Origin of the sequence: Flavobacterium sp. (genome assembly GCF_003525665.1) — a bacterium.
GTDB lineage: Bacteria > Bacteroidota > Bacteroidia > Flavobacteriales > Flavobacteriaceae > Flavobacterium.
Genome location: NZ_DQDX01000173.1, coordinates 1 through 13206 on the forward strand (window position 1 = coordinate 1; position 13206 = coordinate 13206).

Consider the following 13206-nt stretch of genomic DNA (forward strand, 5'->3'; position numbering starts at 1 on the left):
GTCGCAAGTGTCGTCTAGTGTTGAAAAAATGTGAGAAGATATTATAATTGATTTTCCAATTTCTTTCAATTTATGAATTATTTCGGTGATTATTATATTGCTGTGAATATCTACACCATTAAATGGCTCGTCTAGAATGAATAATTTGTTTTCTTGCAATAATATTGCAGTTAATGCTAATTTTTTTTTCATTCCAGTTGAGTACTTAACTGCATATTCATTCAATGGCAAGTCAAAAATATTTTTTTCTTTTATATCGGTGTAGGTTATATTTCTGGCATTGCATAATAATTGAATATATTCATTACCTGTTATCTTTGAAAAAAAATAAGGTTCAGTTTGCAAATAGCCCAGAAAATCTTTCAGTTTTCCATATTCACAATTGATTGTTCCATTATGTTTTTCTAATCCGGCGATACATTTGAACAATGTAGTTTTTCCTGCACCATTTTCGCCAACAATTCCATAAACTTTTCCTTTTTCAAAATTCAAGTTAATATTTTCTAAAACTACTTTTGAACCGTATGATTTTGATAAGTTTTCAATGCTAATCATTGTAATATTTCTTTTAATTTTTTCGTTGATTGGATGTATAAATAAGGAATAGTTGCTAATAATAATGGTGGAAGCCACAATGTTAATGCAAATACAATTTTAAATTTAATATTTATTTTTTCAGGAAATACTGAGTATTTTGCTAACATAGTCGTGAAAATAAACAAGTAACCTAAAAATTGAAAACCTAATATTATCTCAATTTTTGTAAAGAAAAATAGTGACAAGCTTATAATTATTGGCAAACACAAAATGGTTGAATATTGGATGATATTTTTTAATTTATATTTTAAAAATTCTTTTGGGCTTAATGAGAATACCCAAACATAAAATTCATCTTCCGAATTGGTATAATAATTAAGACAAGAAAACAAAGTGATAATTAGCGCAAAAATTCCCAAATTAAAATTATCAACACTAATCGACATAAATGTCAAAAAATAAGCGAAGAAATAGATAAAATAATTTGATCTAAAACCTACTATAAATTCAAACGGATGCTTATAAAATGGAGTTGGTAACGTAAAACTTGATTTAGTTTTTAAATCTATTAGAGAAAAAAGACAAACCGAAATAAAGAGTAAAATCGAACTCAAATATTTTTCTTCGAATAACAAAAATGTTATAAAAGCAATTGAAACAATTAGGTTTTCGACTATCCTAATTTTAGTATATACTGTTTTAGAATAACAAAGTTTTAAAAAATCGTTTCTGTTTATTTCATTCAACTTTATTACTAAGCTTAAAGTAAATACAATATAAATATATTCAGCAAATTGAAATTTTTCAAATAATTTTACCGAAATACCAATAAATGCAAAAACACCAACAATATAACCAATTACAGGTTCAATTCCCCATTCGGTTAATTGTCTGTTTAGCATTTTGAATTGTAAAATAAAATATTCTTTCATTATTTTTAGGTGCTAAAATTACCAGCAACTTTTTTCTCGTCGCAACTAATCTAAACAAATATACCAAAAAAAAGCCCCAATCTAAATCGGAGCTTTTCAACTTTAAACAAAAATCAATATCAATAACGGAACTATTAATCCGGCTAGTGCTAATTTCCAGCCACGTTTTTTGAACGTAAATTTTCCTGCAGGAATCATGATGGCACCAGTTAGTGCAATAGTTATTAATGATAATCCAAATATATCACTGTAATAAATCCACCAGTTAGAAGTGCTTTTATGTAATTTCATAGTTTGACTGATGATTGGTGTTTTTACAAATGATACTATTTCTCCTTTTCCGGTTTCCATATCAATTTCTACATCGTGTTTTTCAAACGAAATTTTAAAGGTTCCTTTTTTTACATTGTGACGACGAATTTTATCATCAATACCTAATTTTTTTCCTAATTCTTCAGCATATTTTTCACTGATTTCCTCTTCTGGTGGAAGTTTTACGGCAATAGTTTTGGTCTCAACAGTATATTTTTCTGGATGCCAATATTCTCTGTGGTTCATCAATATTCCTGAAAAGGCAAAGGAAATAATTAATCCGATGTAGAAATAACCCAAATCACGGTGAAGGTTTCTTGCTTTTAATGGTGAAATCATAGTCTTAAAATTTATATCGTAAAGAAGTTAATAATTGTCTTGGTGCAATAGGATTCACACTGTAATTTTCGTGAACTGTATAATTTAATTCGTCTGTTATGTTTGATAATTTACATAAAATTGAAAATTTATCCCAGTTGTAACCTAATGAAAAGTCAATAGTGGTGTATCCATCAAGTGGAATTTCTCTTTCCCAAATTCCGCCTGGTCTTGTGCTGTCGTATTGATTGTTCCAACCAGCAACTCTATTTCCAATGTAATTTCCAATTGCTCCCACAGATAAACCTTTGAAAACACCAGATTGTACTGTATAGAAAAAGCTTAAGTTAGCAGTATGTGCTGGAGTTCTTGCTACACGATCGCCTTCAATAAAACTTCCGTTTAAACCAGATGTTTTTGTGAATCTCATATCGTTGTAACTGTATCCAGCCAAGATATTAAATGCGTCTGATGGTTTTACAATGATGTCCAATTCAACTCCTTTACTTGTAGTTTCTCCGCTCAATTCTCTTACTTGCGGATTTGTATTCACATTTCCATTGGCATCAAATTCAGCTGTTTGAACCAAATTACTGTTTACAATTTGATAAACGGTAACATTCGTGCTTAAAATTCCTTTGAAGAATTCCTTTTTTACACCAGCTTCAAATTGATCGATTATTGATGGTTTGAGGGCTTTATTAAAAATTGTCACACCAGTATTTGGAGTAAACGAATTAGAATAACTAGAGAATAACGAAAGTGACTTAATTGGTTGGTAAATTAAACCCACTTTTGGAGAAAAAGCACGATCGTTTCTGATTGTTTCTTCAACGTTGGTATTGGCAGTTACATTGTAAGTTACTGGTTTTGCTTCTTGAATAGTGTAACGAAGTCCAGCTAAAACCTTGAACTTATTGGTAACCGAAATCAAATCTTGAGCGTAAATTCCGTAACGATTGGTTTCTGTTTTAACAATTCTTGTAAGTTGAGATGCTGGAATTGGCAACTCCTCTATATTTTCATAAGTTGATGGATCAAAAATATTTATAGTGTCGTATGTTGTTATAGTTGCACCTGTAGTTGGATTATAATATCTATAAGTAAATGCATCAGCAAATGATTTTTCAGTATCAATTCCTGTAAACAATTGATGTTTGATTTTTCCTGTGTTGAAATTTCCTTGTAAGCTTATTGAATTGGCATAGATTTGTTCTGTGGCTTTATTTTTTTGTAAAGGTCTGTTCCAAGCTCCGTCGGCTGCAGGTTGGATACGTTCTGTACCTTCGGAAGATCTCTGATAATCTTGAAAAGAGGCATTAAAACTCAATCTCCAATTGTTGTTAAATTGGTGATTTAATAATAAAGTTGTTGTTGCTTGAGTAGTTTTTCCATTAGACCATCTTGCTCCTAAATAAGCATCTCGTGGAACGTCAGCAATTTCAGTTCCTATCATTCCTGTACCAAAATCGGGTGTCCAATCGTCGTTTAAGTAATCACCTTGAATAGTTATGTCTGTTTTCGGACTCAATTTGAATAAAAATGACGGATTTACATAGTAACGTTCTCTGGTTACAACATCACGAAAGCTTTCTGAATTTTCGTAAGAACCATTAATTCTAAAGGCGATAGCGTTGCTTATTGGTCCGTATAAATCTATTGATGGTTTGTAGAAGTTATAGCTTCCGGCTTGCATTGATGCTTCTCCTCCAAATTTAAAATGAGGCGTTTTGGTAACCATATTTAAAATTCCACCAGGTGTAACGTTTCCGAATAATAGGGCAGAACCACCTTTTAAAATTTCAACTTTTTCTAATGATGAAACTTCAGGCATTGAACCGCTGTTAAATCTGAAACCATTTTTGAAAATATTATTGGCAGACATATCATAACCTCTAGACCAAAACGATTCTTGTGCACCACCACGAGCAGAACCAACATAAACTCCGTTGGCATTTTTAATAACATCACTTAATCTGATTGATTGTTGTTGTTCAATTACAGCTCCAGTAATTACTTGAATGCTTTGTGGTAAATCCATTGGTTTGATACCCGATTTTATTACAGAAGCATTTTTTGGTTGGTTTCCGGTGATTTGAACTTCTTTAAGAATTTCACCTTTTTTATTTTTTATGGTATCATAAATTGCTAAAAGCTCGTCATCATTTGATGATTCTTGAGCGAAACTTGTTGCACAAAATAGAAGTGCGATTGCGGGAAGTAAGTTATATTTAAACATTTATTTAGATTAATTAAAAATAATATTGATTTTCTGGTGTAAATATAACTACGAGATTTCGATTATAAAAGTTTATTTAGACTAAATATAAATAATTAACAATTACATATTTTTAAGTGATTGGTTTAGTGAAAAATAGAAATAAAAAAAACCTTGAAAATTAATTCAAGGTTTGAGGTTTTTAATTGTTGAAATCTACTTCGTTAATTGTTGAATAGTATAGGTTTCACTACTTTTTTTACCTTTGATAATTCCCGAAATAGTGGTCTTTACGGTTTTATCTTTATTTAATTGGTAGCTAATCTTATTTGGATATTCGTGCTTTGGATTGGTAAAAACAAGCAAACTATCTTTTTCATCCATTTTTTGAAAAGGAATCGGTTCATCTTTATTTTCACCTTTAATGGTTGTTCGATAAATTAAGTATTCACCGTCTTGCATTAGTTCCATCGACTCTCTGTGAATGGTATCTTTTTCGTTAATTATAAAATAAGATGTTCCTGTAAAAGTACTGTCGTCAATTGCAATCCAGTTTTCTTTCAAAACGCCTATACTGTCTTTTTTCTCCCATTCGCCAAGCAGGAAATTGGCTTTATTTAATTCTTCGTATTCTTTAATTTCGTTGCCATTAGCATCATATTTCTTGCAGGATTGCAAAAATAATACGACAAAAACGACAACTATAAAATTTAATTTTTTCATTCTTTATATAATGTAAAATTATTATTTTCTATTCATAGGAAAAGATTCTGTGATCTTTTTTCCATCTTTTAAACCAAATATTTCTGCAACGATACTGTCTTTAGTAACTTTAGAATAAGTAATTTTTGATGGATAATCGTGATTTGGATTTTCAAAAACCAGTTTGTCATTATCAGAAGAGGTAAGGTAAAACGAAATTGCTTCATCTTTATTTTGCCCTTTTACAGAAACATTGTAAAAAACCGAATCATTTTTTTGCTCCAAACTCACATTTTCGTAAAACACAGTATCTTGTTCGATCACAACAATACTTAATCCAGAATAGATACTATCATTTTTTTTAGTCCAAATTTCTCTAAAACTTCCTTCATCTGATGCATTTTCCCAATCACCAATAAACCAATTTGCTTTTTCAATTTTAGAATATTTGTTGTTGCAAGAAGTTATTATTGTTAGGATTGCTAAAGTAAATACAAGTTTGATTGATGTAATTTTCATGAAATGGATTGTTTATTGGGTAAAAATAATAAAATTAATTAGTTTAAATTTAGTTTTTGGTATTGAATGGTTTGACAAACTTATTGAAATGCCGCTATTTTTTAAAATTGTGTTTAATTTCTGTTAACTCACTATTGATTACTGAACACTTTTTAGTAATTTTGCACTCCAAATAAAGAATACAAAATGTTAGAAAGACTTCAATATGTAAAACAGCGTTTCGATGAGATTTCGGATTTGATTATTCAACCCGATGTTATCAGCGATCAAAAACGTTATGTTCAACTGAATCAGGAATATAAAGGTTTAAAAAATCTGATGGAGAAGCGTGATGAATACGTAACTCTTGATGCAAATATTAAAGAAGCAAACGAGATTATTGCCGATGGAAGTGATGCAGAAATGGTAGAAATGGCCAAAATGCAACTTGATGAAGCTAAAGGTCGTTTGCCAGAATTGGAAGAAGAAATTAAATTTTTATTAATTCCGAAAGATCCAGAAGATTCTAAAAACGTAATGGTTGAAGTTCGTGCCGGAACTGGTGGCGATGAAGCATCGATTTTTGCTGGAGATTTGTTTAGAATGTACACCAAATATTGTGAATCGCGTGGATGGAGAACTTCGGTTGTTGATATGAACGAAGGAACTTCTGGTGGATTTAAAGAGGTGATTTTTGAAGTAACTGGTGAAGATGTTTACGGAACTTTGAAATTTGAAGCTGGTGTTCACCGTGTACAACGTGTTCCTCAAACCGAAACTCAAGGTCGTGTGCACACATCTGCAGCAACGGTAATGGTTTTACCAGAAGCAGAAGAATTTGATGTACAAATTGATATGAACGACGTTCGTGTAGATTTCTTTTGTTCGTCTGGACCTGGAGGACAATCGGTAAATACTACAAAATCTGCGGTTCGTTTAACACACATTCCAACTGGTTTAGTAGCGCAATGTCAAGATCAAAAATCGCAACACAAGAATAAAGATAAAGCATTAAACGTATTACGTTCTAGATTATACGAGCAAGAATTGGCTAAGAAAGAAGCAGAAGATGCTACAAAGCGTACTTCTCAAGTAAGTTCTGGTGACCGTTCGGCAAAAATTAGAACCTACAATTATGCTCAAGGTCGTGTAACAGATCACAGAATTGGATTAGATGTATTCGATATGGATGGCGTAATGAACGGAAAAATTCAGAAATTTGTTGACGAACTTCAATTGGTTAACAACATGGAAAAACTAAAAGAGAGCGAAGTTTTTTAATTAAAACTTACTTTTAAAAATAAAAAATGCCAAACTAGAATTATTTAGTTTGGCATTTTTTTTACGACATTTCGAAATTCGATAAAAGATAAAAACCAGCGAAATAAATTCCGCTGGCTTTCCCCAATTTAAACAAAATTCAAACTTAACCTTATTTTTTTGCCGTAGCATTTTCATCAGATTTTGCACCCATTCGGTTGAATGTAAACATAGGAGCAAACTTTATCTTTAACATAGCAATTTTTCTATTATCGGAACCAGACAAACCTTCATTTTCAACCGTGTTTTTTCTGGTGTCTAATGCTTCATACAGCATTTTGATTTCATCCCAATCTTCTCTTGAGTAAGCATCTTTATACTTTGAAACGGTTGTTACAAAATGATCGTATACAGCCAGTATGTTATCTTTGTTTACCCATTCGAACTTAAAATTATCACTTACATAGTCGGCACCAAAAAGCACTTTCTTTTCTTTCAAATCTTCATTGTTGGCGTCAAGAATTACCTTTTTTTCGATAATTAAAATCTTGAAGTTCTCATACCTTGCAACAGCTTCATTGATTTTTTTATCAAGTTTCGCTTTGTTTTCAAGTTTGTCAACTTCGGTATTTAAAGTACTTGTTTTGTTGTCGTATATTTTTTCAATTTCATTCCATTTTGCTGCAGCTTCATCCGAAGGAATAGCAGCTACCGAATCTACAAATCGAATGTAGTTATCGGTTAAACGCTCTGCTTTTTTTTCTTGTTCACTTGTGCAAGACACAAAAGCTAATATCACTGTGAGTAATCCTGTTGATTTAATTACCTTTTTCATTACAATTTTTTTTTTTTTACAACTTGAAACCGTAAGCAATTCTAAGTGATACTAATCCCAATCCAGTATCAGTAGATGCTCCATCCATTACAGGAAAGTCGTTGAAATGTTCGTATCTTAAACTAATATCAATTGCGCTTGTTGCATATCCAATTGTTGGACTTAATAGTAGCGATGTTTTATCATAACCGTTAGTTACAGCAAATGCAGCACCAACTTCACCCATTAAATACAATTGATCTTTAAGTACAAATGCTTTAAAACCAGCTTTTGCAGGAATATAACCTAAATCATTATCATCGCCAGACACAAAAAAGTTACTGAAACCTGTAGTGAATGTTAATGAATATTTTTTAGATAAGTCATATTGTAATCTTGCATCGGCACCTAAATTAAAATCATATGGATCATCTAATGGAAGTCCTCCACTAATTCCAAATCCCAAACGGAATCCTTGATCATAATTTTGTTTTGTTTCTTGAGCACTTGTAGTTATAGTAAAAGCAATAGCCATTACTGTGAGGATAGATTTAATTAAGTTTTTCATGTTTTCAGTTTTATTATTTAAAGTATGTTTGATTTATTGATTTGTTTTAGATTCTCAAGATTTGCTTTTTCTTCTTGTAAAATTTCTTTCGCATCAATTAGTACATCTTGAGATTCGTTTTTTAAAGTGCTAACAGTTTGCGCAATTTTATCAGATATTTTACAAGCTGTATCTTTTAAACTGTCTTTCAAATCATGACCTTTGTCACTAATTTTTTTTCTTGTTTCGCTTCCTTTTGCTGGTGCGAATAAAACTCCTAGAGCTGCTCCAACGGCAACTCCGCCGAGTAATCCTATTATTAAATTTTTATCTTTCATAGCATTTTTTTTAAGATTAAACTTTTTTAAAGAATTATACTCCACGACCTTTTATTAATCGTAATAATATTGCTATAACTGCTATCACTAAAAGTATGTGAATGATGCTACCTGCACTGTATACGAAAAATCCTAAAGCCCAAAGTATTACTAAAATTATTGCGATTGTGTAAAGTAAATTTTGCATGATGTTGATTTTTTTAAATTAATATTGGTTGAATATATGTTGTTGTTATAGATTATCTACGTTACAAAGTTCCAATTTTAAAGATGTTTACTTGTTATATCATTTTACAAAATCGTTATAGAATTCTCATCTATTGTATTTGTAAATATTGAAATTGAACGCGTTATATTCTACATTACAAAATTGCAATAGATTTGAAATTATTCTGTTATAGGATGTTTAGTAATAATTACAGAATTACCACATGTTATTTTTTAAACAAAAAAAAACTCCCTTGACGAGAGTTTTTGATCTTAAATTTATAAAGAAATTTATTTTTCGGAAGAATTTGTGTTTGTGGGTTTCAACTCAATTTCATCAGCTTTTTTTAGCTCTTTTATTTCTTCATCGGCTTTTTGAATTGTTTTAGAATCGGTTGGAACTGTAACAACTTGAACTAGTTCGGCAAATTCTGATGGTTTAATTGGCGCGGCAAATTTTACTGCATAACATTTTGAAAATTCGGCACCAAAATATAAAATTACAGAAGAATAATATACCCAAATCATTAGAACAACAAGTGATCCAGCGGTTCCATACATGGATGAAATATTGGATTTAGAAATATAATAGGAAATCAAAAACTTGCCAAGCATAAATAAAACTGCTGTTGTAATGGAAGCTACTTTTACTTGTTTCCAGGCGATTTTAGCATCGGGTAAAATGGTGAAAATAGAACCAAAGAGCATTGTAATAATTGCCGTCGTCAACAAAGTAGTTGCGATGTTCATCAAATAAACACCAATTGTTGAAAATTCTGAAAATAATTGATCATTTGCAAAATCTAATAATGCCGAAAATCCTAAAGATACCAGAAGAATAAATCCTAAACTACCAATTACTCCAAAGGATAGTAATCTCGATTTTAAATACAACCAAAATCCCGATTTAATCTTAGGTCTAATTCCCCAAATGGTATTGATAGAATCTTGAATTTCGGCAAAAACCGATGTAGCACCAATTATTAAAACTACAATTCCCACAATTCCAGCAATATTGCTATCATTGGAAATTGTTAAACCTTTTATCATTAATTGCAATTGTTGCGCAGCATTTGGACCGATAAAACTATTGGTTTGATTAAAGATGGCACCTTCAATGGCTTCTCGACCAAGAAAAATATCGCATAAAAATAAAACAACTAATAACATTGGCGCCATTGAAAATACGGTTGTATAAGCCAAAGCAGCACTCATTTTTAGTATTTTATGCTCAAAAAAACCATTAAGAGTATCTTTTAAAACTTGTATAAGGGTTTTAAATTTAGACATAGTTGATTTTTTTTATGTTGTAGGAAGATAAATTGTAAATGTTGAACCTTCATTAGGATGACCTTCGGCAAAAATATAACCTTTATGATTTTCTACTATTTTTTTACAAATGGCTAAACCAATTCCGGTTCCATCAAATTGATTTTTATTGTGAAGTCTATTGAAAAGGATAAAAATTTTGTTGGCATATTCTTGTTCAAATCCGATTCCGTTATCTTCAACACAAATTTTATAAAACTTGTCTTTTGTATTTGGCAAAAGTTCTTCGGTTGTGGCAGTAATTAATGAACTTTCAATTTTGATAAGTGGTGTTACATTTTCCCTGCTGTATTTCAAAGAGTTTCCAATTAAATTGATGAACAACTGCTGCATTTGAAATGGAATTACATTTAAAATTGGCAATTCGGTGTTTTCAATTATTGCATTTTTATCTTCTATTAATTGAGCTAATTCTTGTTTGGCATTTTCTAATAAACCATTTAGATCAATTTTTTCAAATACTTTTTCAGCCTTATTGGTTCTTGAAAATTGGAGTAAATCATCAATCAAAACTCGCATTCTACTTGCCGATGATTGAATTCTCGTGATGTATTGTTGGCCAGCTTCAGAAATATTATTAAAATCTTTATCTACTAATCGTGAGATGAAAGTTTCAATTTTTCGAAGTGGTTCTTGCAAATCGTGACTAGCAATATAGTTGAAAGCAGTTAATTCTTTGTTGGTTGTTTCAAGCTCTCGATTTCGGTCTTCAATTATTTTTTTATCGTAAATTTCTTCCGTTACATCACTTGTTGTACCAATAAATGTCTTTTGACCAGATGCGTTTTCTACAACTCTGCCTAAACCTCTAAAGTATCTTATTTGACCATCTTTTCTAATGATTCTATATGTAAATGGAGCAAGATTCGTATCAGAAGACATGTTCTTTGTCTTTTCTATTACAAATTCCAAATCGTCAGGATGGACAAATTTTAAAAATTCTTCCAAACTTGCTTCAAATTCTTGCGGTAAATGACCTAATAATCTAAATTCATTATCAGAAAAAATGTAAGTGTTCTTTTCAAGATTTAACTGCCAACTACCAAAATTACCTACAATTTCTGCTAAATTATTGGCTTCATTACTTACCATAAGTATGTTGTTGGCCTTTTTTAGAGCACTTAAATCATTATTCATTTTTAGAAACGCGCTGGTAATTAAAAATAACGTGACTAATAATGTTAAGTAAATAAATATTGGAGTGTAGGCCATCGTATCTTCATAATCTTTTTGCCTTTCGTTTAAAAGATTCTGCTCGGCTAATATCATGTCTTCTATTTTACTTCTAATAGAATCCATGACAATTTTTCCTTCAGTTAAGTTTTTTTGAATCTGCAGTTCATCCGTTTTATTTTGCTTAATTAAATAAAGTGACTTTGATAAATAATTTTGTTTTTTATTGATGTAATACAACAACTTTTTTAAATTACTCTGTTGCGTTCTACTATTTTTAGTTAACCTAGACACTTTATCAAAAGACACTTTGACTAAATCTTTCGATACATAATAAGGCTGTAAATAGGAATCATCTTTAGATAATAAGTATCCTCTTTGTCCCGTTTCGGCATCTTTTATGTAAGATATTAATCGCTCCAATTCGGTGTTAACTTCGTAACTTTTATTTAACCAAATTGAGGAATTTTTTAAAACCGTAATATGCTTAAAAGTGATTGCAGCAATAAAAAAGATAATGGCAATAGAAAGCACAAAAATCACTTTTAAAAATACAGTCGATTTATAAAGTTGTAGGTATTTAAACATTACATTCTCAATAAAAAATTATCCTTATTCAATCCAGAAGTATGGTATTGCCAATTTAGAGTAACTACTTCTGAAAGTATTTTTTTCAAAGTATTAAAATCGCTTGGTTTCTTTATATAAATATTTGCACCATTTACAAAAGTTTCTTCTATGTGTTCTTCAGACGATGAGGTAGAATAGATAGCAATTGCAATGTCACTAAAACGTTCATTTTCTTTAATTTCTAACAAACATTCAACGCCATTTTTTCTAGGCATGTTTAAATCCAAAAACAAAATGTTTGGTAAAACAGATTCTGAATTATTCAAGTAATCCATCAGCTCAACTCCGTCATTAAAAGTATTTACTTTCGTGTCAATTTTTAATTCACTAAAAGCATCTGTGAAAAATAATCTGTCATCTTCATCATCATCAGCAAGTGTTATATAGATAAAATCTGTAGTCATCAGTTTAGGTTTTTAAGAGTTGTTTTTTGAGGATAATTCGCGTCTTTTGGTAATAATTCTTTGAAAAGCCGATGGAGTAATTCCGGTTGTGTTTTTAAATTGTGTACTTAAATGGGCAACACTAGAATAATTTAATCGATAAGCTATTTCTGTTAAACTTAGTTGGTTGCTAATAATAAGTTGTTTAGCTAATTCAATTTTTTGAATAATAATATAATTTTCGATTGAAGTATAGGTAACATCCGAAAATAAATTAGACAAATATCCATAACTATGATTCAATTTTTCAGCAATAAAAACCGAACTTTTTACATTTAAAGGTTCTTCGCTTGTAACCAATTCATTAATGGTGTCTTTGATTTTTTGAACTAAAACACTTTTCTGATTTTCAACCATTTCAATCCCATACGATTCCAATTTAGCTGATAATTCATTAATCTTTTCATCAGGAATATTTTCTAAAAAATCTATTTCGCCAAATCCTGCAATATTGTATTTGCAACCAAGCTCTGCAAGCTTTTCTTGGATGATTTTTTTGGTTAAAATATTGTAATCAAATTTTAAATATACTTTCATAAGTGCTAATTCATTTAAGTAAAGATAGTTTTTTTTTACATCAAAAACATTTAGAGCTATTTCGACTGTTGCTTTTGGAGTAGTTTTTATTGCTTACCGTTGAAATTTAATAACTTATAAATTGTTAAAGTTTACTATAAGTAATTAAAAAAACGGATTATTCATTTTTTAAAAGTTCAAAAAAATAAAATAAAAAAGCACAGAGATAAATGATTCTCCGTGCTAAATTTTATTACAATTCAGAAATCATTTTTTTAATTTCTTCCTTAGTTGAACCAATTCTTTGCTGGATTCTTCCGTACAATTCATCTTCTTTTCCTTCTTCAAAAAGCAAATCATCGTCGGTTAATTCTGCATACTTTTGCTTTAAAGTTCCTTTCAACTCATTCCATTTTCCTTTAAGTTCTGTAT

General features: G+C 30.3%; 16 protein-coding genes. 1 reads left to right on the forward strand and 15 read right to left on the reverse strand.

Annotated elements, in window-relative coordinates; genetic code table 11:
• The 6 genes from DIU01_RS11980 to DIU01_RS12005 form a co-directional block, all read right to left on the reverse strand.
• A partial coding sequence (locus tag DIU01_RS11980) for an ABC transporter ATP-binding protein (RefSeq protein ID WP_290834765.1) occupies window positions 1-555 on the reverse strand: 555 nt, incomplete at its 3' end.
• Window positions 552-1469 carry an ABC transporter permease gene (locus tag DIU01_RS11985; RefSeq protein WP_290834767.1) on the reverse strand — a complete coding sequence of 306 codons (918 nt, stop codon included), beginning with the start codon at window positions 1467-1469 and terminating at the stop codon, window positions 552-554. The genes DIU01_RS11985 and DIU01_RS11980, both read right to left, overlap by 4 nt.
• A gap of 102 nt (window positions 1470-1571) precedes the next feature.
• A complete protein-coding gene (locus DIU01_RS11990; protein ID WP_290834769.1) occupies window positions 1572-2120 on the reverse strand; it encodes a PepSY-associated TM helix domain-containing protein in 549 nt (182 codons plus the stop codon).
• A 4-nt stretch (window positions 2121-2124) separates the two neighbouring features.
• Window positions 2125-4338, reverse strand: coding sequence for a TonB-dependent siderophore receptor (locus DIU01_RS11995; RefSeq protein WP_290834771.1), 2214 nt, complete (start codon window positions 4336-4338; stop codon window positions 2125-2127).
• Window positions 4339-4533: 195 nt separating this feature from the next.
• Window positions 4534-5040, reverse strand: coding sequence for a DUF6265 family protein (locus tag DIU01_RS12000; protein WP_290834772.1), 507 nt, complete (start codon window positions 5038-5040; stop codon window positions 4534-4536).
• A 21-nt stretch (window positions 5041-5061) separates the two neighbouring features.
• Entirely contained in the window at window positions 5062-5538 is a 477-nt protein-coding gene (locus DIU01_RS12005; protein WP_290834774.1) for a DUF6265 family protein, read from the reverse strand.
• A gap of 186 nt (window positions 5539-5724) precedes the next feature.
• Between DIU01_RS12005 and prfA the strand changes: the two genes are divergently transcribed.
• Window positions 5725-6798 carry a peptide chain release factor 1 gene (prfA, locus tag DIU01_RS12010; RefSeq protein WP_290834776.1) on the forward strand — a complete coding sequence of 358 codons (1074 nt, stop codon included), beginning with the start codon at window positions 5725-5727 and terminating at the stop codon, window positions 6796-6798.
• A gap of 151 nt (window positions 6799-6949) precedes the next feature.
• Here prfA and DIU01_RS12015 read toward each other — a convergent pair whose 3' ends face one another.
• The 9 genes from DIU01_RS12015 to DIU01_RS12055 form a co-directional block, all read right to left on the reverse strand.
• A complete protein-coding gene (locus tag DIU01_RS12015; protein ID WP_290834778.1) occupies window positions 6950-7612 on the reverse strand; it encodes a hypothetical protein in 663 nt (220 codons plus the stop codon).
• Between the two features lie 16 nt (window positions 7613-7628).
• On the reverse strand, window positions 7629-8159 hold the full coding sequence (locus tag DIU01_RS12020) for a hypothetical protein (protein ID WP_290834780.1): 531 nt from the start codon (window positions 8157-8159) through the stop codon (window positions 7629-7631).
• A 17-nt stretch (window positions 8160-8176) separates the two neighbouring features.
• Window positions 8177-8476: a YtxH domain-containing protein gene (locus tag DIU01_RS12025; RefSeq protein ID WP_290834782.1), complete on the reverse strand. Its 300-nt coding sequence runs from the start codon at window positions 8474-8476 to the stop codon at window positions 8177-8179.
• Between the two features lie 34 nt (window positions 8477-8510).
• A complete protein-coding gene (locus tag DIU01_RS12030; RefSeq protein WP_290834784.1) occupies window positions 8511-8663 on the reverse strand; it encodes a lmo0937 family membrane protein in 153 nt (50 codons plus the stop codon).
• A gap of 311 nt (window positions 8664-8974) precedes the next feature.
• Window positions 8975-9973, reverse strand: coding sequence for a YihY/virulence factor BrkB family protein (locus tag DIU01_RS12035; protein ID WP_290834786.1), 999 nt, complete (start codon window positions 9971-9973; stop codon window positions 8975-8977).
• Window positions 9974-9985: 12 nt separating this feature from the next.
• Window positions 9986-11773, reverse strand: a complete 1788-nt coding sequence (locus DIU01_RS12040; protein ID WP_290834788.1) for a CHASE3 domain-containing protein — start codon at window positions 11771-11773, stop codon at window positions 9986-9988.
• Window positions 11773-12219, reverse strand: a complete 447-nt coding sequence (locus DIU01_RS12045) for a response regulator (protein WP_290834790.1) — start codon at window positions 12217-12219, stop codon at window positions 11773-11775. The genes DIU01_RS12040 and DIU01_RS12045 overlap by 1 nt, the downstream gene beginning before the upstream one ends.
• Before the next feature lie 12 nt (window positions 12220-12231).
• Window positions 12232-12795, reverse strand: a complete 564-nt coding sequence (locus DIU01_RS12050; protein ID WP_290834792.1) for an AraC family transcriptional regulator — start codon at window positions 12793-12795, stop codon at window positions 12232-12234.
• Window positions 12796-13027: 232 nt separating this feature from the next.
• Window positions 13028-13206 (reverse strand): CsbD family protein (locus tag DIU01_RS12055; RefSeq protein ID WP_290834794.1); only part of this gene is annotated, 179 nt, incomplete at its 5' end.

Excerpts from the sequence above, each read along its gene's own strand:
- DIU01_RS11990 (WP_290834769.1), bottom strand. The coding sequence starts at position 2,120 with ATGATTTCACCATTAAAAGCAAGAAACCTTCACCGTGATTTGGGTTAT.
- DIU01_RS12030 (WP_290834784.1), bottom strand. The coding sequence starts at position 8,663 with ATGCAAAATTTACTTTACACAATCGCAATAATTTTAGTAATACTTTGG.
- DIU01_RS12050 (WP_290834792.1), bottom strand. The coding sequence starts at position 12,795 with ATGAAAGTATATTTAAAATTTGATTACAATATTTTAACCAAAAAAATC.
- DIU01_RS12005 (WP_290834774.1), bottom strand. The coding sequence starts at position 5,538 with ATGAAAATTACATCAATCAAACTTGTATTTACTTTAGCAATCCTAACA.
- DIU01_RS11995 (WP_290834771.1), bottom strand. The coding sequence starts at position 4,338 with ATGTTTAAATATAACTTACTTCCCGCAATCGCACTTCTATTTTGTGCA.
- DIU01_RS11985 (WP_290834767.1), bottom strand. The coding sequence starts at position 1,469 with ATGAAAGAATATTTTATTTTACAATTCAAAATGCTAAACAGACAATTA.
- DIU01_RS12015 (WP_290834778.1), bottom strand. The coding sequence starts at position 7,612 with ATGAAAAAGGTAATTAAATCAACAGGATTACTCACAGTGATATTAGCT.
- DIU01_RS12000 (WP_290834772.1), bottom strand. The coding sequence starts at position 5,040 with ATGAAAAAATTAAATTTTATAGTTGTCGTTTTTGTCGTATTATTTTTG.
- prfA (WP_290834776.1), top strand. The coding sequence starts at position 5,725 with ATGTTAGAAAGACTTCAATATGTAAAACAGCGTTTCGATGAGATTTCG.
- DIU01_RS12045 (WP_290834790.1), bottom strand. The coding sequence starts at position 12,219 with ATGACTACAGATTTTATCTATATAACACTTGCTGATGATGATGAAGAT.
- DIU01_RS12020 (WP_290834780.1), bottom strand. The coding sequence starts at position 8,159 with ATGAAAAACTTAATTAAATCTATCCTCACAGTAATGGCTATTGCTTTT.
- DIU01_RS12025 (WP_290834782.1), bottom strand. The coding sequence starts at position 8,476 with ATGAAAGATAAAAATTTAATAATAGGATTACTCGGCGGAGTTGCCGTT.
- DIU01_RS12040 (WP_290834788.1), bottom strand. The coding sequence starts at position 11,773 with ATGTTTAAATACCTACAACTTTATAAATCGACTGTATTTTTAAAAGTG.
- DIU01_RS12035 (WP_290834786.1), bottom strand. The coding sequence starts at position 9,973 with ATGTCTAAATTTAAAACCCTTATACAAGTTTTAAAAGATACTCTTAAT.